This window comes from Phyllobacterium sp. A18/5-2 (assembly GCF_025452215.1).
In the GTDB taxonomy this organism is placed as follows: Bacteria; Pseudomonadota; Alphaproteobacteria; order Rhizobiales; family Rhizobiaceae; genus Phyllobacterium; species Phyllobacterium sophorae.
Genome location: NZ_CP104966.1, coordinates 315,451 through 337,187 on the forward strand (window position 1 = coordinate 315,451; position 21,737 = coordinate 337,187).

A 21,737-nucleotide genomic window follows, 5' to 3' on the forward strand; every position below is an offset into this window, starting at 1 on the left:
GATGCAGTCACTACCAGCGTTACTGAATCTTCGGCTCCAGGGATTTGGGCTCGAGCGTTTTCAGGAATTCATCGACTGACTGTTTGTCGAGCGCACCGGCGCCTTGGGGTGGGGCGGAAGTCTCCCCTCTATCGGATGGTGGCGCAGGTAGAGATTGGAGCGCCTTTTGCGCCGCTTCTTCTGCGGCTCGCTCTTCTGCTGCCCGCTTCTCCGCGGCCGCTCGTTCCGCGGCTTCGCGTGCTTCCCGCTCGGCCTTGAGCCGGGCCTCCTCGGCAAGACGAGCGCGTTCGTCCGCACGCGCCTGATAGAGTTGCACTTCACGGCGCAGGCGCTGCTTTTCGACAAGAGCTGCCTGCAACGTCTCGACGCGTTGCTGCTCGCGTTCGAGCGCTCGTTGGGTAAGGAATTGTTCCAACGGCTGGCGGTTTAACGTCAATTTTGGATTGGCCCATGGGCCGTACAGAGTAAACTCGACGACAGGATCCGCGCCTGCAACGATGGCTGTGCCTGGATCGAAGGCAAACCGGCCTTGCGACGCGATACTCAGATCCGGGAAATTCAGCCGCAGGTCGGCAGCGAGGGTGGCACCTTCGTTTTGCAACTGGAATGTCGATGTCCGCGCCATGCCACCAGCAATGGTGAAGGCAACTTCCGCATCCCCTGCCTTGAACTCACCGGTGTTGAAGTATTTACCGATCGTGGCATTGATCGAGGCCGAAGTAACCGGTCCATCCGCCGCGTCGGCGTCCGCCAGGATAGGTTTCAGTGCCGCCGGGTTGAAGGCATCGATTACGAGATCATTGACTGAAACGACACCCGAACCGGCGACAGACTGCATCATCTCGGCTACGGACGTGCCAGTTGCATTGACCGACGCGGAGATTCTTGTCTTCCCCTTTAGCGGCCCGTCGTCTTCGACAGGCTTGTAAAGCGCATCCAGATCCGTCTGGTCCAGCGTGAATTGTCCCGTTGCAAGACCTGTGCCGCTGGTGTTTCGCAACTCGAACATACCGTCGAAACGGCCGCCAAGGAGTTCACCCTTCGCGTCGTCAAAGCGGAGCGACCCATCTTTTAGTGCTGCATTTGCCTCGAGTTTCCCGATAGGCCCGAGAATGCCGGCATCCGCTTCGTCTGCCTTGATCTTCAGATTGAAATTGATTGGAAACAGCGGTGCGCCCGCAAATGTCGATTTCGGCCAGACGCCTCTGCCGTCGCCATCGATAGCATCAGTTCCGAGCATGAATTGCGTCACCGCCGGCAGATCGAGCCGTGCAAGCGACAGATCCCCTTGAACTCCAGGTATACTGTCCACAAGATCGAGCCCGAGCCGTCCGCTGATTTTCGTATTGCTTACCTGGCCGCTCAGGTCCGGCAGAGTTAGCTTGCCCTTGGCGAGCTGGAAACTGCTTGCCACATCGGTCGGCATGCCATTGCCAAATCCGGGCAAGGAATAGCCGGCGGTGGCGATATAAGCTTCAATATCCGTCGCCTTGATGGATGCCCGGCCCTCGCCGCTGAGCTCGCCTGCGGCATTGCGGAAACTGCCGTCGAGAAGTGCCTGTCCGTTTGACGACTTCAGCGACAACTGTGTCTGAAGACCGTCTTGCTCGTTGCCTTTCATCGCGAGATCGGCTTCCAGTTCGCCTGCCAAACCGAGCGGTAAGGCCGGCAATCCTATCAGTGCCATGAGCGTTTCGGCCTGACCGCTGCGTGCATCCAAAGTTAATTCGAGCGTGCGCCGCTTTTCAGAATTTTCTGTTGTTGTTCCAGAAAGCGTCACATCCATTCCGCCGGTTTTTCCGGCAGCACTCAATGAAAACTCCTCGGCCCCGCTCTTGCCGTGCAGTGTGTTGGCAAGGATGCTGAGCTGGGTTTCTTCAAAGAGCCCTGGATATCTTGCAGCACGTTCACTCAATGCCTTGATGAAGGGAAAATCAGGAAATCGTTCGGCGATGGCCGCAACAAAGGGTCCAAGATTATCCGAGAGAACAGTCGAATCGATCGAGCCGGCGGGTTCTGTCTTGAAAGGCTCGAGTTTGCCGGTCGCAGTGATGGTCGCACCCGCCACATTGCCGATCGTCAGCCGGTCGATATCGAAAACACCACCGCGCAAGCGGAAGGCAGTATCCAGCGTTTCGGCCACGAGCCCGTCATGCGTAACGGGCCCCGCCTTCAAATGCACGTCGAGATCCTGCCCGCGCAGTTGCGATGCACCGTCCACTGAAGGCTTCTCATTGTTGCCAAGGACCGCCATGAAAGCTTCCAGCGCATCGGCATCGAGCGCCCCACCCTCCAGCACCAACTGTGTCAGCGGCAGGGATTCACCCTTGGCGCTCCGCACCAAGGAACCCTTCAGTGAGGCACCGCCCAAGGCCACTTCGAGATTGTCGACCTTCTGCAGGTCATCATGCAGGCTTACATCACCTGAGAAGCCTGCGCCGGGTAAGCGCCGGATTGCTTCGTCGACCGAATCGGTCAGCCATGCAGCCAGACCTGATGGTTGCCGCGATGCCACAAGCAGCTTGCCGTCGAAACCGAAACTCTCGCCAACTTGCAATATGCCCTTGGCTTCAAATTGGGTACGGCCGGGCAGCTCCGCCTTAAGCTGGTTTATGGCCCAGCCATTGCCGGAAGGTGCAGCATCAATCGTCACGGAACGGATCGTCGTATCGCCGGCGACAATTGCAGGCAGCTTCAGATCAATCGTGCCCGGAACGGTCGGTATCGGCAACTGATCCATGAGGCGGCGAAACACACCCATCCGCTCGGCCGCGGTCACCGGCTTGGGGGTCACCCCCTTGGCAGGCTCACTCTGACTGTCGAAAGTGACTTGCTGCCCGTCCGCCTTGATTACAAAATGTGGATTGCTGCCGTAATCGAACAGCGCATTGCCGTTGACGATATAGGGGTCGTCGGCGGTACCCTGCTCCATACGAAATTCGGGAATGGTGATCTTTGCATGGTCGGCTTCGAAGCGTCCTGTCATGCGTACACTTGAAAGCAGCGGCTTCTCGGATTTTGCGGTAACCATGGTACCGCCAGCGGCCGCAACCTCGTCTGCCGAACGGATGGCAATCCCGCCAGCGTATTTCAGGGCCCCCTCGCTCAAGGTCAACTGGCCGTCGGTCTCGAACGCGGCCGGAACGCCATCCGGGATAATGCGCGCACGCAAATTCAGCGTGCCATCCGGCTTCAGTGCGCCGGTCGAGGCCGACAGTGCCGTTTTCTGGCCATTGAAGAACAGCGTGCCATCAAAGCTCCACGGCCCGGAAAGGTCCGTCGCCGAGAGTTTGGCATCAAGGTTCGAGATGTTACGCGTGGTCGATGTTGATGCGTCGCGGATGATCACAGCACCATCGGTGATCAGCATGTTCTCAAGTCTGACTTGCGCCGAATGAAACGGCGTACGCGGGCGGATGGCCCAATCGACGACACCATCTCTGTCGATCCGGACTGTCGCCCTCGGCTTTTCGAGCCGCATGTCGAAGATCAGGATCTCACCACGTATGAACGGCGCAAGTTCCGCATCCATCGAAAACTTTTCGATCGTCATTACCGGTTCGGAACCAGGATCGCCAACCTTCACATCGGAAAATGTCACCGATGGGAATGGGAGGAGCCGCGCACTGGCACTGCCAGCGACTGTGACGGGACGGCCGAGCAGAGCCGAGGCTTCGCGCTCGAAAGAGGATCGATAGCCTGCCCAATCGACAAAATACGGCACAACCAGCGCCGCCGTCAGCACCAGTACCAGTAATCCACCGATGAAAACAAACAGGCGTGCCAGTATCTTGCTCCAATCAATTCGCGCCGGGTACCACAACGACCGGTTTTGGGCGGCGAAATGACATGATAGTCTTTCTCATTGATTTGCAACGCTTAGACAATGGTTTAGCGCCTGGAATCATTCTGCGAACCTATAGCCGTAAGATCTTGCCGGGATTCATGATATTTCCCGGATCAATGGCACGTTTGATCGCTTCCATCACATCAACAGCACCGCCGAGCTCGGCCCGCAGAAACTTTATCTTGCCCTGGCCTATGCCATGTTCGCCGGTGCAGGTTCCGTCCATCGCGATCGCCCGGAGATTGAGGCGCTCAACAAAAGCCTCCACCTTCTCGATTTCGTTTGCGTCCTTCTCATCGAACAGCACCAGCACGTGAAAATTCCCGTCACCGGCATGGCCCACGATGGGCGCGATGAGGCCGCTCTTCTCGATGTCCTTCTCGGTTGCGACGATGCATTCGGCAAGCCGCGAAATCGGCACGCATACATCCGTTGATAGCGACTGCTTTCCAGGTGCCAGCGTCATGCAGGCAAAATAGGAATTGTGCCGCGCCGACCAGAGCTTTTCCCGCTCTTCGGCATTGGCCGTCCACTTGAATTCGCCACCGCCATTGGCGGCTGCGATTTCGCCAAAAAGCTCCGCCTGTTCCGCAACGCTGGTCTCGCTGCCGTGGAACTCCAGGAAGAGATAGGGTGCCGGTTCGTAATCAAGTTTCGAATAGGCGATCATCGCCTGCATTTCCAGCTGATTGACCAGTTCGATACGCGCGACGGGAATACCCATCTGGATCGTTTCGATCACCGCATTGCAGGCGCTCTCAAGATCAGGGAACGCGCAGATACCGCCAGAAATCGCCTGCGGTATGCCATAGAGTTTCAGCGTCAATTCCGTAATGATGCCGAGCGTCCCTTCTGAACCGATCAGCAGGCGCGTCAGGTCATAACCGGCGGAGGTTTTCTTCACCCGCTTCGAGGTGGTGATCAGGCGGCCATCCGGCATGACGGATTTCAACGCCAGCACGTTTTCACGCATCGTGCCATAGCGCACGGCATTCGTGCCTGAAGCGCGCGTGGCCGCCATTCCACCCAAGCTCGCATTGGCGCCTGGATCGATGGGGAAAAACAGCCCGGTATCACGCAGATATTCGTTGAGCTCCTTGCGGGTAACACCTGGTTCGATGACAACATTCAGATCTTCGCTATAGACCTTGAGAATGCGGTTCATGCGTGAAAGGTCAATGGACACACCACCTGCAGGTGCATTCACCTGTCCTTCCAGGGACGTACCCGTTCCGAATGGAATAACCGGCACCTGCCATTCACCGCAAAGCCGCACAACTTCCTGAACGTCTTCTGCCGATTCAGCGAAGACGACCAGATCCGGCGCCTGGTTCGGCACATAACTGGTTGTATGAGCATGCTGCTCGCGGATAGATTTGCCGGTCTGCGCGTTATCACCGAAGCGTTTTTTAAGAATGGAAACAACGGTCGCGATTCCATTCTCGTTGCGCAGCAATGCTCCTGCGTCTGCCAATGCCATTCCCGTATCCACCTTCTACTCAAGATCGTCTTTTACGAATGCATTTTCGGAGAATGCACGCGACTTGTCCAGTTGTAACTCTGTGTGAAGTTTGACAGGCTCAAGGCGAAGAAAGCGCAGGCTCAATCTTCGTCTTCGTCATCGTCCTCGCCGGGCTGCCAATCAGTGACGGCAACGAAGCGTTCCTGTTCGCCGGTCTTTTCAAAAACGCTGCCGACGGGAGAATCGAGAAGCGGAATGATGCTGGGATCGTAGTTGGCTATGGTGTTGACTTCAAATATGCCGCTGTTTTCCGGATCTTCCATATAATCGTCGCTTTCGAAGCCGGAAAGAAAGCGCCAGCCACTGTCAAACTCGTTGTCAGGATCCTCACGGTACATGAAGCGTACCGGATAACCATCGATCGTGATCGTATCCGTTGCAATGCAGCCACCATAGTTGCGGATCAGTGGCCGTATCTCGCTCTCGGTGAGTCGGTAGCTTTTCTCCATAGCCAATTTTAATTGATCGTCATGGATTTGGCTAGTTTTCGGAAACGGTCCGAAAATTTGTCCTTCTCGCTGTGCCGCACAATCAGGATCGCCCGGACATACCGGCTGGTTTCGAAACGCGCAATCTGTGCGACGTAGAGCGGATCATCGCTTGCAGAATCCTTCGCACTGCCATCAATCTCCACCCATTCCGCCCCATCGGCCTGCGAGCTCGTCTCATTATCGGATCGCACGTCCTTGATCCCCGTCAACGAAGCGAAGGCCTGCTTGGCAAAATCCATCCGCGCCGCGGGTTCCGGGGCAGTGTTGAGGTTTGAGGCGATGATGACCATGGGCTGGGATGAATTGGCCGCAACATCATTCGGTCCCTCGGTCAGGAGATACGTTGCGCCCGCAATTACACGAACGGGCCGGAAGCCGGCCGTATCTGCGAGCTTGAACGGCAGCGCCGCGATCTGCTCCTCCAGACTGGGCGGCGTACGGACCGCGATAGTGCGCAAAGCGTTCTCCACATCTGCGTCCGACAAGCCCCCCGCCACGCCATCCGGAATTTGTACCGTCACCATAGCAGTGGTGGCTTTTGCACCGACCAGAACGATCCATTTGCGGTACTTGATGCCCGCGGCTGTCTGACTGCCGCGAATAAGCTTAGACACGACAGCACCTTCGACGGGCCAGTCTTGGGGAGGTCCGGCAGCCTCGATACCGGTTTCGCGCAATCCTTCAGGGTTGAATTTCGCCGCGATCGGCGCATAGGCCTCGACGGGCAATTCCGTCACGACGATGGAGGTACCCTTGGCGGCATCCTCAAATCCGCTGAAACTGGTGGAAAGAACCAATCCGGAAGGAGGCACAAGGCCCACCCCTGACCCGCCGGGGAAGACTTTTTCTTGAGCAGAACCCGACTGGATGCCAACGAGCATGAACAGCAAAACACTCAGGTAGAGGGTGACAAATCGCATTGGTGCTTTCCTTGTCGCATTCTGAAGCACAAGAGGTAGTAGCCGCAGCACGATCCGGCAAGCGATTGGTTTTGTATTTCGTTTTTGCGACGCGGGCCTTAGCTCAGGTTCTTCTTGAAAAACTCTACTGTCCGGCTCCAGGCAAGGTCCGCGGCCTTCTTGTCGTAGCGGGCCTCCGACGTATCGTTATTGAAAGCGTGGTTCGCGCCCTCATAGACATGGATCTCGAACGTTTTCCCATTCTCCTCCAGCGCCTTCTTGTAGGCGTCGATGCCTGCATTTATGCGCGTATCCAATCCGGCATATTGCAACAACAATGGCGCCTTGATCTTCGCCACGTCTTCAGCCTTGGCCTGGCGCCCGTAATAGGCGACCCCTGCACCAAGATCAGGCGCGTTGACTGCCAGATCATTAACGAGGCCACCGCCCCAGCAAAAGCCTACGACCCCAACCTTGCCATTGGTTGCCTTGTCGTTCCGGAGGTATTCTATCGTTGCCACCCCCTCGGCAATCGCCGTTTTTGAGTCAAGTGCGCCGATCATTTCACGCGCCTTTTCCTCATCGGACGGGGTACCGCCGGCCACAGACAGCAGATCGGGCGCAAGGGCGACAAAGCCTTCAAGGGCCATGCGCCGCGCAACATCGCGAATATGGTCGTTCAAACCGCGATTTTCATGAATGACGATAACCGCTGGAAGCCTGCCGGATGCTTCAGCGGGACTTGCCCTGTAGCCTTTGATCTCACCCGTCGCTCCCGGGTAGACGACATCCTTGGTGCGAAGCCTCTTGTCGTCCGCTGCAACAATCGCGGCCTGTGCCGAATTTGCCGCGAGCATCGGTGCGATCATTGCAGCGGCAGCACCAGAGCCCGCCAATTTGGTCAACTTGTCCATGAATGAGCGGCGGTCAAGTGTCAGATGGGTATATTCATCATAGGCTTCGACCATTGCCTGAGTGATTCTCGGAGTAATTTTCTGCTCGTTCATCATTGCCTCCTTTGATCCCGTGGATTGACGAGGCGCTGGACCGTTCGCATCACCCTTTGAGGCGATGGGAAAGGATACCGGTGGAAAGGGCAACGCCAAGTCCGGTGATCACTGCTGCTGCAATTTCCCAGACGCCGACCGGCTCGTCAAGGAAGAAGGCGCCGCCAAAGGCAGCAAGTACCGGAGTAAGCGCACTGAATGCTGCGGCCTGGCTGCCACCAAGTGAACGGACGGCGATGCCATAGGCCAACATGGCAGCCAATCCGGAAAGAATGCCCTGGCTGAGGAATTGCAAGCCGATCTCGGGCAGCGAAACCTCGAAGATCGTCGTACCAAAGGTGAGTGCAAGGCCAACATGGATGAGGAATGACCAGATGGCAATGAGCGCGCCGCCCTGCAGTGCAGTCAGACCGGAACGCTTGAAGGCATGGGTATAGCCAGCCCAAAGCAGTGCACCGAACGGCAGGAAGACGAAGCTGATCCAGGAGATCGCATGATTGCCCAGCGCCAGCACCAGCAGAATGGCAAGACCCGCGACGATCGCTGCAAGACCAAGGCAGCGGGCAAGATCGGGGCGCTCGCCAAATACCGAGACACCGATCAGCGTGGCGGCAAGCGGCATGGAGCCACCGAGGAGTACGCCGACGGCCGAGGCGGGCGTCGAATGAATGGCGAAGGTCGTGAACTGGAAAAACACCGCACCGGCACCACAGACCATGATTGCCAGCAAGGCGAGCGGAACATCCCGTGGGAACAGGCCGGTCCTGAGCCAGACCGGAGCCAGCACCAGCGCTGGAACGCCATAGCGAATAAGCCCGAGATCGATTGTGCCGAGATGCGTGCCGCTGCTGTGACGGGTGGCTATGATCCATGTGGCCCAGATGAAGACGGTAACCAGCGCGCCGGCATATCCTGCACCGAGCGAATTTGACTTCTTGTAGTCCTGAGCAAGAGCAACCATCGGAGTTTCCTCTCAAATCTGCCCGAATGATTTCGGTTGAGACAATCATATCTCCGATGGCATGAGCATGTCCTTGCAAGTTAATGCCACTCCAGATATCTTTTCAGCAATTTCCGAGAAGATTATATCTTTAAATAGGTGATTTATGCCAAATCTCGATAAGTTCGATATCGGCATCCTCGAAGCGCTCCAAGAGGATGCAAGGGCAACCAATGTGGAGATTGCCGAGCGGGTCAACCTGTCTCCCTCACCCTGTCTGCGCCGTATCCGAAATCTGGAAAAATCCGGAGTCATTCGTGGCTATAGGGTGGATATCGACCGCAAGGAGGTTGGCCTCGGTCTGACCGTGTTCGTGGAAATCAAAGTTGGACAGCACAGCCGCGAGAATGCCGAGGCGCAGCACACGGCGCTGCTTGCCCTTCCGGAAATAACGGCTTGTTTCATGATCTCGGGGACAGCGGATTTCCTTGCGGAGGTGGTCGTCGAGGATCTCAGCGCCTATGAGCGGTTTCTGACAGAAAAGCTTCTCATGCTACCCGGAGTCGCGGATATACGCTCCAATTTTGCTATCCGGGCCGTGAAAACGGGGGCTCCGCTGAAATTGCCGCAACGTTAAGCGGATTGACCCGGCGCTCCATCATTACTCGCAGAATGAGATGCGATTGCTGAACGGATCAATGACCATCACCTCTCGACCCCAAGGCTGCACCTCGATCCCCGGTTTCATGAAGCGATAGTCTTTGGCGTGGAGTTCTTTGTGTAGCGCGTCGATGCCCTGGATATGCACGAAAACCCGAGCGCCCGGGCTGGCATCGCCGGAATGCTCGCTGAGATGCAGCGTCAGGCCAGAGCGGGATACCTGGCAATAAAGCGGGAAATTATCGCCGAAACGATGTTCCCAGTCGAGCGTGAAACCGAGATAATCGAGATAGAATTCCTTCGCCTTCGCAACGTCGAAAATTCGCAGGATCGGGTTGGCCGGTCCAAATGAAACTGCTCCTTGCCTTGCATGCTCTACGGTTTCGATTTTCGCTGAAAGCACGTTCCAATCGTCGAAACCGAAACCGGCAGCAACGAGTTCCAGACCCTCGCTGTGGGAGATTTCGATGTTCTTTTGCTTGAGCGCCTGGCGCAGCGATTTGGCAATCGCCTTGGCGTCATTGAATGTGCGCATGGTCAATCCTTCGCGTCTGATGAACGAGGAAGGTCAGTGCCCGCATTGCCGACCCGTTCATCATTCAAAGGATGAAACGAAGCTTCAATCGATACATTCACCTCGGCCAAAGGCCCGCGAGCGGCCGGCTGTATCTGCCGCTGCCATGGATATTCGCAGTTCAAGCGATCGTCAACTGGAGAAAAGCACTCAAGAAAACCTCCCGGGGGGCGAGACCGGGAAAATGATTTTCTTCCATTCCTATTTCGGCAAGGTATAGGCGATGACGTAGTCGCCGGGTTTCGTCCCGACTGACCCGTGACCACCGGCGACGATGACCACATATTGCTTGCCATCAGCCAAGGCGAAAGACATCGGCGTCGATTGACCGCCAGCAGGGAGCCGTGTTTCCCACAGCTGCTTACCGCTGGTCACGTCATACGCGCGAAGATAATCGTCTACCGCAGCACCCAGAAATGCCACACCACCGGCGGTGATGATCGGACCGCCAATGCCGGGAACGCCAACTTTGAATGGTAAGGGCAAGGGCGAGGAATCGCGGACGGTGCCGTTTCGATGCATCCATGTAATCTTGCCGGTGCGCAGGTCAGCGCCCGCCACATAGCCCCATGGCGGCGCCTGGCAGGGCAGGCCAAGCGGCGATACGAACGGTGCCAAGATGACTGCATAGGGTGCCCCCTCATTGCGATTGAGGCCCTGTTCGCTGCCCTTTGTGCCAGCGCCAGGCGGGGGAACGTCAGCTCGAGGAACAAGCCTTGACGTGAACGCCAGATAGGTCGGCATACCGAACATGATCTGACGCGCCGGGTCCACTGCGACAGCTGCCCCAATTGAATACGCCAAAATTACCCGGAAAGATCAACGATCCCTGGAGGGACGGCGGCGTGTAGCGTCCCTCATAACGCAACTTGAGGAACTCGATGCGGCAAGCCAGCTGATCGAACATAGAAACGCCCCACATGTCCTTGCCGGTCAACGGCTTTGGCATGAAGGTCAGACCCGAAACCGGCTGGGTCGGTGAGGTGAAATCACCTTCGATAGCGCCCGCCGGCGCCGGCACTTCCTCGATTGGAAGGATCGGCTCGCCGGTAAGCCGGTTGAGGACATAGATATCGCCTTGCTTGGTTGGTCCGACGAGTGCTGGAACCGCGCCGGTGGCAGTGTTGATATCCACAAGGGTCGGTTGTGCAGGCACATCCATGTCCCAAAGGTCGTGATGGACGGTCTGGCGAACCCAGCGCACCTGGCCGGAGTTCAGATCAAGCGCGACGATCGACGACGAGAATTTTTCGACATTGGCGCTGCGCCCTGCCCCGAGCTGGTCCGGTGTCTGGTTGCCAAGCGGCACGTAGAGCAGGCCAAGCTTTTCGTCGGCACTGGAGACAGACCAGCTGTTGGGTGAATTATGCGTGTAAGTCTGCCCTTCCGGCAGCGGCGTCGTTACATCGGGGTTGCCCGAATCCCAGTTCCACACCAGCGCACCGGTGTTGATATCGAAGGCGCGGATGACACCCGACTGTTCATGGATTGAGTAGTTGTCATTGACCGCGCCGCCGACAATGATCTTGCCCGCGGCAATAACGGGCGGCGATGTCGAATAATAATAGCCCGCCGGGTTATAGGGCATGCCTTTTTCGAGATGAAGCGTGCCCTTGTCGGCAAAGGATGGACAAATCTGACCGTTGGCTGCGTCGAGCGCGATCAGGCGCGCGTCAGAAGTCGGCAGGTAGACCCGCTCCGCGCATGGTTGCCCTGCAGTCAATGTTGGGTCGGCGTAGTAGGAGACGCCGCGGCAGGTCTGATGCTGGCGATCCGGATTGAGGCCGACATTCGGATCGTACTTCCACTTTTCCTTGCCGGTTGCCGCATCGAAGCGCGATCGCCCAATTGTGCGGCGTGCAAAGATAGAGCGTGTCACCCACCTTCAGCGGGGTCACCTGATAAGTGGTTTCCCCGATATCTTCTGGCAGCTTCACGTCGCCGGTCTGGTACTGCCAGGCAAGCTGCAGCGTTCCCACATTTTCCGGCGTGATCTGTTTCAGCGGCGAATAGCGCTGGCCATAGGGCGTCCGGCCATACTGATGCCAGTCGCCTTCCGGCATGTTACCGCCAAGATCGGGCGTCGGGATAATAACTTCCTTGCTGAGTTCTCCGGCGATCTGCTGCGGATCCTGCGTCATCGAATAGCCGGCAATGCCGAGGGCCGCGAGAACCGTGATCGCCAGCGGAATTGCCGGGCCCCACGCTGAACGCGAGAGCACTTCTTCGTCGTTAAGCCTACCTCGTATCCATGGTGTGAGCAGCCAGAGCCCGAGCAGCATGATGACGCCGCCACGTGGCGCGAGCTGCCACCAGTCGAAGCCAATTTCCCAGATTGCCCAGCCAAGCGTGCCAATTACCAGGAGCGCATAGACGAGCAAGGAAGAAGGCCGCTTCCGAAAGAGAAGAGCGGCGGTAATCAGGAAAGCGAGTGCGGCGAAGATGTAGTACCAACTGCCGCCAAGTACGGCCAACCAGACACCACCAACACCAAGCGCCGCACCGACAAGGAAAAATATGAGAGCCGTCAGAGTGATTGCCATGGGGTAGGAGTCCTTTTCCAAGCTCAATCAGGATCGAATGCGCTGGCATGCGGCTGCGAACGCGCCGGCGGTTGCCACAATCTTCTCTGATCAAAATGGGTAAGCCTTAAAACAGGACGACGCAATATCGGCGCTTGAATATTTCAACTCCAGGTTTCGGGGGAAAGGCGCCCGCCCAAGATTGGCCGTTCTCTTTTTGTATCGCATTTATCTGGTTTTTCGGTGCCGAATCACTACATTGGGGTCAAATGTCCGGATTGCCTGACGATATTCCATTTTTCGACGAACCTGATCTGCCTCGGCAGCCTTCGGGTATCGCCGCGCGTGCCATGCAATCGCGTGGTGCACCGCCCTATCTTAATGGCCTCAATCCCGAGCAACGCCTTGCAGTTGAAACGACGGAAGGCCCGGTTCTGGTTCTTGCAGGTGCCGGTACTGGCAAGACCCGCGTCCTGACCTCCCGCATCGCCCATATCCTGTCGCTCGGCAGGGCCTATCCGAGCCAGATCCTGGCTGTGACCTTCACCAATAAAGCGGCCCGCGAAATGAAGGAGCGCATTGGCGTTCTGGTTGGCGGCGCCGTGGAAGGCATGCCCTGGCTCGGGACGTTCCACTCCATCGGCGTCAAGCTCTTGCGCCGTCATGCGGAACTGGTCGGTCTCAAGTCCGATTTCACCATCCTCGATACGGATGACGTCATCCGCCTGATCAAGCAGATCATCCAGGCCGAAGGTTTGGACGACAAGCGCTGGCCGGCGAAGCAGTTCGCGCTGATGATAGACGGCTGGAAAAACAAGGGACTCGGCCCGTCGGAGATCGCTGAGGGCGATGCGCGTTCCTTCGCCAATGGCAAGGGGCGCGAGCTCTACACCGCCTACCAGAACCGGCTGAAGACGCTCAATGCCTGCGATTTTGGTGATCTTCTCTGCCATCCAATCCGCATGTTCCGCGCCTATCCGGATGTGCTGAAGGAGTATCACGCCAAGTTCCGCTATATCCTGGTTGACGAGTATCAGGACACCAATACCGCCCAATACATGTGGCTGCGCCTGATCGCGCAGGGCTCGAAGAATGTTTGCTGCGTTGGTGATGACGACCAGTCGATCTATGGCTGGCGCGGCGCGGAAGTGGACAACATCCTGCGCTTCGAGAAGGATTTTCCCGGCGCGGTCGTGATCTGCCTCGAAGCGCAATTATCGCTCGACAGCGCATATTCTCGGCACCGCCTCCTTCCTCATCTCGCACAATGAAGGCCGCCTCGGCAAAACGCTGTTCACCGATGCCGCGACCCCGGAAGACGCCAAGGTCAATGTGCACGCCGCCTGGGATTCCGAAGAGGAAGCGCGCGCCGTCGGCGAGGAAATCGAGCAGGCACAGCGCAAGGGCCATAATCTCAATGATATGGCGATAATGGTGCGCGCCTCGTTCCAGATGCGTGAATTCGAAGACCGCTTTGCAATGCTCGGCCTGAACTATCGGGTATTTGGTGGTCCGCGGTTCTATGAGCGCCTCGAAATCCGCGATGCGCTCGCCTATTTCCGCGTTGTCGCGCAAGGCTCGGACGATCTGGCGCTGGAACGGATCATCAACACGCCGAAGCGCGGCCTCGGCGAGGCAGCGATCCGCCAGGTGCATGATTATGCGCGGGCACGCGATATCAGCATGCTCGACGCGGCAATAGACCTCATCGAGACGGAAGAGTTGAAGCCCAAGCCACGCTCGGCCATGCGCGAGGTGGTGGAGAACGTCAAACGCTGGCAATCATCGATCGATTCCACACCGCATACGGAGCTCGCCGAGAAAATCCTCGACGAATCCGGATATACGGCGATGTGGCAGGCGGATCGCTCAGCCGAAGCGCCGGGCCGGCTGGAAAACCTGAAAGAGTTGATCCGTTCCATGGAGGAATATGAGTCATTGCGCTCTTTCCTCGAACATGTCGCGCTGGTTATGGACGCCGAGCAGAACGAAAATCTCGATGCCGTCAACATCATGACGCTGCACTCGGCAAAGGGCCTCGAATTCGAGACGGTGTTCCTGCCCGGCTGGGAGGAAGGGCTCTTCCCGCACCAGCGTGCGCTCGACGAAGGCGGCCGTTCCGGCCTCGAAGAAGAACGCCGCCTCGCTTATGTCGGCCTGACGCGCGCCAAGAAAAACCTGCACATCTGGTTCGTTTCCAACCGGCGTATCCATGGCTTATGGCAATCGACGATTCCTTCCCGCTTCCTGGAAGAATTGCCGGAAGCGCATGTGGAAGTGGTAGCGACCGGCAATTCCTACGGCGGTTATGGTGGCGGGGGTGGCTACGGCCAATCGCGTTTCGATCGTGCCGATCCGTTCGAGAACACCTATTCAACGCCGGGCTGGCAAAGGGCGCAAGCGAACCGCTCCGACGCGACACGCAACAATTGGGGCTCACGTTCCGGCGCGCGGGTCGAGCGCATCGGCTATGGCGAGACGGATTCCGGCCATGGCGCCGGTCGCGGCTCTGTCAAGGGCCGCACCATCGATGGCGAACTGGTGGCGAAATCCGTCAGCGAGACGCCTTCGAATTTCGATGTCGGCGATCGCGTGTTCCACATCAAGTTCGGCAATGGCAACGTCTCGTCAATCGAAGGCAACAAACTGACGATCGATTTCGACAAGGCCGGGCAAAAGCGGGTGCTGGACAGTTTCGTCAAGGGGATTTGAGCGAATTATACTGCTCGCAGCATTACCGGCATCTCGTCCCAAGTTTGCCCCTGATAAATTCGCCCTGCTTTTTTCTTGTTAACGCCGCCCCACTGTTTAAAGAAAAATGCGGTGTCGGAGTTGTCACAAGATAATTTAATCTCGTCGACCCAACCAATATCCATTGGCCTAGCCCCTGGTCCTGACTCTCCGCCAACAATTGCCCAATCTATTTCTGACAAATCTGCGCCCTTAACACTTCCTATTAGGGGCTCAAAGGAAATGAAACGAACGGCTGCCGGTGCTTCGCGCAACCTATCGATCCGATTAAGGTACTTTCCATTCTCTACGGACGTGCCTAACCAGACATTTTCAAGAATGGGCAACTGCCGCTCTTGAAGAATACGCGCCATATTGTCAGGTCGTTTGGTAAGTATTTGGAAGATATGCCAGTGTGCCTCGGCCATCACATCCCACACACGTACGATGAAATCGGCAGGGACTCCCTCTTGAAAGAGATCCGACATGGAGTTAACGAAAATCATGCGCGGCTTGCTCCATGATCGTGGGGCGGCAAGCATACGTTCATTTAATATGACTTTGCCTGTCCAGATGGAGCGTTTTCCGCTTTTTCGCGTCGTACCCCGATAGTGCCCGTGACCCATGGATTCTAGCCGAGCTGCCATTCGCATTGCGTAACAATTTGTGCAGCCAGGCGAAATGATTGTGCAGCCTGAAACTGGGTTCCAAGTTGCATCGGTCCATTCGATGTCTGATAAGCCGGCCATTATTTCCTCGTCATAATTTCTTGGGCCACTCGTTGCGCTAGTTTCTTAGCATTGTCGCCTGGGTTGGAACACGCGAATAGTAATGAGAATTTGTGGACTCCATTTTTTCCAAGGGGCAACCAACTCTGAGATACCCCTCCTCCAAAAATATCCCCCATTTTCTGTATCATGTAGCGAGTTATTCCTTCAGCCGTTGCGATCTTCTGGGCCACCTGCAAGTCACCTGTAAAAAGGTCGGGCTTTGTTTCAAGCGTAATGCATTCTTCACGCCACTCACCGCCACCAAATAACCGATCGAGAGAGGCCTCGGAAAACGCAAGCACTTCACCAGAATTTGTGATTTGACGGGCCACCCCTAGGCCCGCGGGAAATAGATACCAAAGATCAACCTTCTTGGTGGCTGCAATGGCCTCCAACGTCATCCAATTAACCTGATTACCGAAAGGATCGAGAAAAACCAAGGCTCTGTCGTTGTGTTTCAAAGAGCGGCAAAATTCTAAGGTTATGTCGTTAGCATCTCCCTGTTGCACAATGATACGATCCCGAAGCAAAGGAAATTCGTTAGGCAGCTCAAGCAACGAAACAGTGTTTTTGTGCTTAAGATCAGCGAAGACGTAACGATCAAACGGCTTATCGATCTGTAGCGCTCTCCGAGCTGATCCTCGAATTACTTTGTCGAGATCCTCAGTCTCAGGAATCAGTGGCAATTCAGAACTATACGGTATTTCTCCCGTACCAGCAAAAGCATCAAGATAGTGTAGATTAAATCGACCGGACAAAACTTTTGTATAAAAACTCGCATAATCGGCTACGGTCTGAAGCTTTCTTACTGTACCTGCCCCACCAAATGATTTCTGAGCCATAATATTCTAACTCCAAATGAAGATCAAAATTCAAGAAATTCACCAGAATGATATTATGAATTCATTTCGAATTAATTATACTATCGTTCTGCCTACCCCTCGAACAACCAATCGCCATGCACCCAGCCGGAAAAATCCGGCTGGCCCGCCCGCGTCAACACCGAGACATAACGCCATTTTCCACTGGCTTCGTGCACCAGCACTCTCGTCCCGTCAGGCAAGGCTGCTGGCTTGACCGTGGGGTAGGAAGCTCCAGCGCCTGCACGGATATTCAGCCCGCTGCTGGAGCGAACTACCATGACGGCGCCGCCATTTTCTGCCTCGCCCCTGACCTTTGCCTTGAACGCCGCCATGTCCCAGGCAGGACCGGGATCGGATTTTCGGCCAGGCGCAATATCGTCGTGGCCCATGATGTCCTCGATCGGATATTCGCCGCAGATGGCCCGTGCGGCGGCGATCGCGGTCTCGATCTGAGCTGCCGCAAACACTTCCCATCCGCAATCGGGCACGCCGAATTTATGGCGGGCTTCGATGACCTTCAAACCATCCACCGGGGCGCCGGTCCATGACACCCAGCCCGCCGAACTCTTGGCGAGCGGTCCCCAATTTTCGATCTCGATGCCGATGGCATTGCTGTTCAGGCCCGAATACGCGCCATCCTTGCCGATCCACTGGCTCTTACCTGCGTGCCAGGCAACCAGGTTGAATGGGACGCACTGGGTGATGGACCCATCACGGCGGATGACAAGGTGGGCCGAGACAAGGGTGGATTTCTGCGAGAAGTATCTGGCAATATCGGCGTCAGGTCCGCTTGCCGTGTAGTGAATGATCAGGAATTTGGGTTTCAGCTCGCCGCCGGTATTGGGCGAGCGGACAAAACTCACATTGGACGTGGAAGCGGCGCCGAGCCTATGATTCTTTATGCGAAAATTCATCATCAAACCTTTGAAAAAGCTTGATTATTCTGCATCATGAAAAATCGAAATGATATTGGCAAATAGTATGAAATACCGCCGGATAAACCGGCGGCATCGTGTCCGTCGAAATTATTCCGGTTTGCCCTTTGTCCAGGTCACGTTCCCTGCGAAGAGCGGGATTGTCGAGATCGATGTCTTGGCGGAACCATCCTGGACCTGACTGGCGTGGGCCAGATAAATGAGCGAGTTATTCGCGCTGTCATAGATCCGCGTGATAATGAGTTTCTTCCAGATGAGACTGGTGCGTTCGGAAAACACGCGCTCGCCCCCCTCGCCCAGCTTGATATCGTCAATAGTGATCGGGCCGGTTTGCTGACAGGAGATCGAGGCGTTGGAAGGGTCCTCGAACCAGTTCCCCTTCTGCAGCCGGTCGATCATGCCCCGCGAAAATGAGGCAAGATGACAGGTAACCCCCTGGACTTTCGGATCACTGACCGCATCGATGACAATGTCATTGCCGAACCAATCGACGCCGACCTTGCCGACTTCTTCAGCCTGGGCAGGCAGGATTGCGGCGCCGAGAATGGCCAGTGCAGCGAGTGTGCGTCTCATCGAAAATCTCCTGAAGTTGCGAACAGGTTCCAGACACAGTTGGATACTGGGCTGGAAGATTGCAAGCGGAATGGCAGTGGCAACTAACGTTCCCATTTGGCCAGAAAATCCTCAATGCTGAGCGATTGTATATCGGGAATGGCTTCGAAGATTGTCCCTGAGGGCCAATCCCACCACGCAAGCTGCAGCAAGCGGTTGGCAATTTCTTCCTGAAAACGAGGGCGGATCAGCCGCGCGGGGTTGCCCGCAACAATCGTATAGGACGCCACGTCCTTGGCGACCACAGCATTCGCGCCAATGACCGCACCGTGGCCTATCTTAACAGCGGGCATGATCACCGCGCCGTGGCCTATCCACACGTCATGGCCGATGGCTACTCGCTTGGCCTGACGGCGGGCACGGAATGCGCCGTCAATTCCCTGATAGCGGAAGAATTCATTTGGCCGGTAACTGATTTTATGCGTCGTCAGCCGTTCCATCGGATGTTCGAGCGCATTGATGCGGACATTCGCTGCAATCGAACAGAAGCGCCCGATATCGGCATAGATGCCCTCGCTATGGCGCTCGAAGTAGGTAAAATCACCAGCCGTCACATCACGCAAAACGACTCGCTCGCCGACCTCGGTATATTTGCCGAGCTTTACACCCTTTAGCTGCGCGCTTGGATGAATGCGCGGCTGGTCGTTCTGGAAGCGTGGATCGTCTGTGCCGGCCATGAATTTTCTCAAATGATGTTTGGGCAATTCCTTTGCATAGAAACTAATGGAATGGCAATTTGCCCTAATGAAAACAAGGTCCAATTAAAATGATATCGATCATGCGACACGTCACGCCTGCCGGCGCGGACGATTAGAAACGCCATCGGATGGGCACCACAATCTACAGCGCTTTGGCACCAATTAATGCGCCCTTGGAATTGTACCGGCACTGGAACTTCTTGGTCCCCTCGCTGCCTTTATCAACGCTTCCGTCGATCGTCATCGAGCCATCAGTCCCAACGACCAGAGGCATGGTTTTGACGTATTGCGAACGCGTCCCATACAGTCCGGCGGCCTCGGAACGGCAATAGGCCGACCTGTTGTCTTTCCGCAAGAACGCACCTTTTTCAGTTAGTCGAACAGGTGGTGCCTCGTAGATCGTGTCCGGCGCAACCAACGGCGTTCCGGATACTTTGGGTAATACACAGCCGCCAAGTGCAATCGTGGCGATAACAGCCGCCAAGGTAATGTTTCTCATTTCCGCTTCCCCCCGATTGAAGTCGGAACAAGTATATCATGCCAGATTTAAAATGTTTATCCGCGCTTGTGCTTTCAGGAAATATGCGGGAGCCGGATCTGCAGCCAGCTCCAAATCTCCAGGTCAGGACAGGGGTTGTTGTATGGAGTATCGGTCTCCATCTTTGCTTTGCATAAATGGCGCCGAAATCCTATATTCGCACCATGAGAACGTCATCCTCCATCAGCGCACCGAGAATTGTGCTTTATGCAGTGCTCGCACTCGGCGCCGCAGCAGCATCCGGGCTGATTTTCGCCGCATGGTTCAATCAGGGCGATTCCATTTTCCTTTCCCTCATCAATGCGGGACTGGCGTGGTGCATGTAATCGCGTCGCAGTTCCAGAGTCATTATCCATGAACAAACGCCTGTTGCCACTTTTGATCGTAGCGATCACGCTTCTTGCTGCCGCGGCCGGATGGATCACGTTCCAGACCTCGCGCCAGTCGGCCAGCGGCAATCAAGGACCGTTCGGCACGGCGTTCCAGCTTACAACGATGAATGGTGAGCCCATCACGGAAGCTGCTTTCCGTCAGAAGCCTTCAGCCATATTTTTCGGCTTTACCCATTGCCCGGACGTTTGCCCGACCACCCTGTTCGAGCTCGACGGCTGGCTCAAGAAGCTCGGACCGGAAGGAAAGGACATTAACGCCTATTTCGTCACAGTGGACCCTGAGCGCGATAACGCTGAGACGCTGAAGGCCTATGTCAGCAATGTATCCACCCGGATCGTTGGCGTCACCGGCGAGCCAGACAAGATGGCGGCGATGCTGAAGGGTTACAGTGTTTACGCGCGCAAGGTTCCCGGGGAAGGCAATGACTACAGCATGGACCATACCGCCTCGATCTTTCTTCTGGACAGCAAGGGCGGTTTTTTCGGCACCATTGCCTATGGCGAAAATCCTGATACGGCTGTCGAGAAATTGAAACGTCTTGCCAAGAGCTGACCGAATATCCGAAAGCCTGTTTCCTGATGACCACCCAGACCCGACTTTTCCTCACTGCCGGCAAGATCGAAGCCGACCGCGTCTTCTCCATGCTTGAACGCGCATTCGAGGAGGATGGCTTGCCGATCTCGACCTGCGAAGTCGATGAGGATCGCGAGATATTCGAGGTTTCCGTTTATACATTCGAGCCGGACGAGATCGAGCCTCGTATCAGGGATGTTCTCGGCAGCGATGCCTTTGGCCTGGAACTCAAGCGCGAAGAGGTACCAGATATCGATTGGGTCGCGCATTCGCTGGAAGGGCTGACGCCTGTGCGCGCCGGGCGGTTCTTCGTGCACGGCTCGCATGACCGTGACAAGCGGCGAGTCAATGACCTCGGCATCGAGATCGATGCAGGACAAGCTTTCGGCACCGGTCATCACGGAACTACATCCGGCTGCCTCGACATGATCGGCGAGGTCATCCGGCGAGAACATCCGCGCAATGCGCTCGATCTCGGCACCGGCAGTGCAGTGCTCGCCATCGGCATTGCCAAGCTCGCCCCCATCCCCGTCCTGGCGACGGACATCGATCCGGTCGCCGTTGCGGTGGCGCAGGAAAACGTCGTGAAGAACGGCGTTGCCGCACGGGTGCGGACTGAAACCGCGACAGGGTTTCACCATCCGGCAATGCGCTTCGCCGCGCCGTTCGATCTGATCGTTGCCAATATTCTGGCACGGCCGCTCATGCAGCTGGCACCCGAGATGCGCAGACACCTCGCCTGGGGCGGTTCGCTCATCCTTTCAGGCATTCTGGAAACACAGCGCGACAAAGTCCTCGCCGCTTACCGCGTGCAGGGATTATTCCATCAAAAAACACTGCGCCGGGAGGGCTGGGTGACCTTGCACCTCAAGGCCAACGCGGCACGCAAAGCGGCTTAGACGTAATAGTTGCGGTGTCTTGTTCTTTCGCGTGTCCCGTCGATTGACCGCACCACATACCTTTGCATCTGGGCTGTACGACAGGCGATCAGATTTTCGAGCGCTGTCTTGAAAAATCCACGGATCTTGTATGCCATCTCTCATCTCCATGATCATATGGTGGCAACCGATCCTCCCATTGCAAAGGGTAGTTGATTTGGGTGGCTCCGAACCAGCGCCGTGTGCGCATGGCAGCCATGTATATTGTGCACTGCGAGGATATAA

General features: G+C 56.4%; 16 protein-coding genes and 2 pseudogenes. 4 read left to right on the forward strand and 14 right to left on the reverse strand.

What is annotated here, in order from left to right; genetic code table 11:
- Positions 1–19 precede the first annotated feature (19 nt).
- From N8E89_RS01645 to N8E89_RS01670, 6 genes are all read right to left on the reverse strand, one after another.
- On the reverse strand, positions 20–3,745 hold the full coding sequence (locus N8E89_RS01645) for an AsmA family protein (RefSeq protein WP_262260959.1): 3,726 nt from the start codon (positions 3,743–3,745) through the stop codon (positions 20–22).
- Between the two features lie 172 nt (positions 3,746–3,917).
- Positions 3,918–5,327 carry an FAD-binding oxidoreductase gene (locus N8E89_RS01650; protein WP_106662760.1) on the reverse strand — a complete coding sequence of 470 codons (1,410 nt, stop codon included), beginning with the start codon at positions 5,325–5,327 and terminating at the stop codon, positions 3,918–3,920.
- A gap of 122 nt (positions 5,328–5,449) precedes the next feature.
- On the reverse strand, positions 5,450–5,818 hold the full coding sequence (locus N8E89_RS01655; RefSeq protein WP_106662759.1) for a DUF2185 domain-containing protein: 369 nt from the start codon (positions 5,816–5,818) through the stop codon (positions 5,450–5,452).
- 8 nt (positions 5,819–5,826) lie between these two features.
- Entirely contained in the window at positions 5,827–6,780 is a 954-nt protein-coding gene (locus N8E89_RS01660; protein ID WP_262260960.1) for a hypothetical protein, read from the reverse strand.
- A gap of 98 nt (positions 6,781–6,878) precedes the next feature.
- Positions 6,879–7,769 (reverse strand): dienelactone hydrolase family protein, encoded by an 891-nt coding sequence (locus tag N8E89_RS01665; RefSeq protein WP_410010328.1) that lies wholly within the window; start codon positions 7,767–7,769, stop codon positions 6,879–6,881.
- A gap of 46 nt (positions 7,770–7,815) precedes the next feature.
- The gene (locus tag N8E89_RS01670) at positions 7,816–8,727 is read right to left on the reverse strand and encodes a DMT family transporter (protein WP_262260961.1); all 912 of its coding nucleotides are present in this window, start codon (positions 8,725–8,727) and stop codon (positions 7,816–7,818) included.
- A 145-nt stretch (positions 8,728–8,872) separates the two neighbouring features.
- Between N8E89_RS01670 and N8E89_RS01675 the strand changes: the two genes are divergently transcribed.
- Entirely contained in the window at positions 8,873–9,343 is a 471-nt protein-coding gene (locus N8E89_RS01675; protein ID WP_099998376.1) for an Lrp/AsnC family transcriptional regulator, read from the forward strand.
- Positions 9,344–9,367: 24 nt separating this feature from the next.
- Here N8E89_RS01675 and N8E89_RS01680 read toward each other — a convergent pair whose 3' ends face one another.
- Positions 9,368–9,901, reverse strand: coding sequence for a glyoxalase superfamily protein (locus tag N8E89_RS01680; protein WP_262260963.1), 534 nt, complete (start codon positions 9,899–9,901; stop codon positions 9,368–9,370).
- 240 nt (positions 9,902–10,141) lie between these two features.
- Positions 10,142–12,483: pseudogene (locus N8E89_RS01685) on the reverse strand (glucose/quinate/shikimate family membrane-bound PQQ-dependent dehydrogenase).
- Positions 12,484–12,731: 248 nt separating this feature from the next.
- Here N8E89_RS01685 and N8E89_RS01690 point away from each other — a divergent pair.
- Positions 12,732–15,174 (forward strand): annotated as a pseudogene (locus tag N8E89_RS01690) (ATP-dependent helicase).
- Positions 15,175–15,179: 5 nt separating this feature from the next.
- On the opposite strand, the gene N8E89_RS01695 reads toward N8E89_RS01690, so the two are convergent.
- From N8E89_RS01695 to N8E89_RS01720, 6 genes are all read right to left on the reverse strand, one after another.
- A complete protein-coding gene (locus tag N8E89_RS01695) occupies positions 15,180–15,941 on the reverse strand; it encodes a DUF5131 family protein (protein WP_262260965.1) in 762 nt (253 codons plus the stop codon).
- Positions 15,941–16,804, reverse strand: coding sequence for a three-Cys-motif partner protein TcmP (gene tcmP, locus N8E89_RS01700; protein WP_262260966.1), 864 nt, complete (start codon positions 16,802–16,804; stop codon positions 15,941–15,943). Before tcmP ends, N8E89_RS01695 begins: the two co-directional genes overlap by 1 nt.
- 92 nt (positions 16,805–16,896) lie before the next feature.
- On the reverse strand, positions 16,897–17,742 hold the full coding sequence (locus N8E89_RS01705; RefSeq protein WP_262260967.1) for an N-acetylmuramoyl-L-alanine amidase: 846 nt from the start codon (positions 17,740–17,742) through the stop codon (positions 16,897–16,899).
- 108 nt (positions 17,743–17,850) lie between these two features.
- A complete protein-coding gene (locus tag N8E89_RS01710) occupies positions 17,851–18,333 on the reverse strand; it encodes a CreA family protein (RefSeq protein WP_106662752.1) in 483 nt (160 codons plus the stop codon).
- A gap of 83 nt (positions 18,334–18,416) precedes the next feature.
- A complete protein-coding gene (locus tag N8E89_RS01715; RefSeq protein ID WP_262260968.1) occupies positions 18,417–19,049 on the reverse strand; it encodes an LbetaH domain-containing protein in 633 nt (210 codons plus the stop codon).
- A 163-nt stretch (positions 19,050–19,212) separates the two neighbouring features.
- Positions 19,213–19,569 (reverse strand): hypothetical protein, encoded by a 357-nt coding sequence (locus tag N8E89_RS01720; protein WP_262260969.1) that lies wholly within the window; start codon positions 19,567–19,569, stop codon positions 19,213–19,215.
- Between the two features lie 393 nt (positions 19,570–19,962).
- Here N8E89_RS01720 and N8E89_RS01725 point away from each other — a divergent pair, with 393 nt between their 5' ends.
- Positions 19,963–20,553, forward strand: a complete 591-nt coding sequence (locus N8E89_RS01725; RefSeq protein ID WP_106662748.1) for an SCO family protein — start codon at positions 19,963–19,965, stop codon at positions 20,551–20,553.
- A gap of 26 nt (positions 20,554–20,579) precedes the next feature.
- A complete protein-coding gene (locus tag N8E89_RS01730; protein WP_106662747.1) occupies positions 20,580–21,473 on the forward strand; it encodes a 50S ribosomal protein L11 methyltransferase in 894 nt (297 codons plus the stop codon).
- Positions 21,474–21,737: the final 264 nt, after the last annotated feature.

Bases quoted from the DNA above. Each gene is read 5' to 3' on its own strand.
- N8E89_RS01705 (WP_262260967.1), bottom strand. From the start codon at position 17,742: ATGATGAATTTTCGCATAAAGAATCATAGGCTCGGCGCCGCTTCCACG.
- N8E89_RS01715 (WP_262260968.1), bottom strand. From the start codon at position 19,049: ATGGCCGGCACAGACGATCCACGCTTCCAGAACGACCAGCCGCGCATT.
- N8E89_RS01720 (WP_262260969.1), bottom strand. From the start codon at position 19,569: ATGAGAAACATTACCTTGGCGGCTGTTATCGCCACGATTGCACTTGGC.
- N8E89_RS01670 (WP_262260961.1), bottom strand. From the start codon at position 8,727: ATGGTTGCTCTTGCTCAGGACTACAAGAAGTCAAATTCGCTCGGTGCA.
- tcmP (WP_262260966.1), bottom strand. From the start codon at position 16,804: ATGGCTCAGAAATCATTTGGTGGGGCAGGTACAGTAAGAAAGCTTCAG.
- N8E89_RS01730 (WP_106662747.1), top strand. From the start codon at position 20,580: ATGACCACCCAGACCCGACTTTTCCTCACTGCCGGCAAGATCGAAGCC.
- N8E89_RS01710 (WP_106662752.1), bottom strand. From the start codon at position 18,333: ATGAGACGCACACTCGCTGCACTGGCCATTCTCGGCGCCGCAATCCTG.
- N8E89_RS01695 (WP_262260965.1), bottom strand. From the start codon at position 15,941: ATGGCCGGCTTATCAGACATCGAATGGACCGATGCAACTTGGAACCCA.
- N8E89_RS01665 (WP_410010328.1), bottom strand. From the start codon at position 7,769: ATGATGAACGAGCAGAAAATTACTCCGAGAATCACTCAGGCAATGGTC.
- N8E89_RS01680 (WP_262260963.1), bottom strand. From the start codon at position 9,901: ATGCGCACATTCAATGACGCCAAGGCGATTGCCAAATCGCTGCGCCAG.
- N8E89_RS01660 (WP_262260960.1), bottom strand. From the start codon at position 6,780: ATGCGATTTGTCACCCTCTACCTGAGTGTTTTGCTGTTCATGCTCGTT.
- N8E89_RS01675 (WP_099998376.1), top strand. From the start codon at position 8,873: ATGCCAAATCTCGATAAGTTCGATATCGGCATCCTCGAAGCGCTCCAA.
- N8E89_RS01725 (WP_106662748.1), top strand. From the start codon at position 19,963: ATGAACAAACGCCTGTTGCCACTTTTGATCGTAGCGATCACGCTTCTT.
- N8E89_RS01655 (WP_106662759.1), bottom strand. From the start codon at position 5,818: ATGGAGAAAAGCTACCGACTCACCGAGAGCGAGATACGGCCACTGATC.
- N8E89_RS01650 (WP_106662760.1), bottom strand. From the start codon at position 5,327: ATGGCATTGGCAGACGCAGGAGCATTGCTGCGCAACGAGAATGGAATC.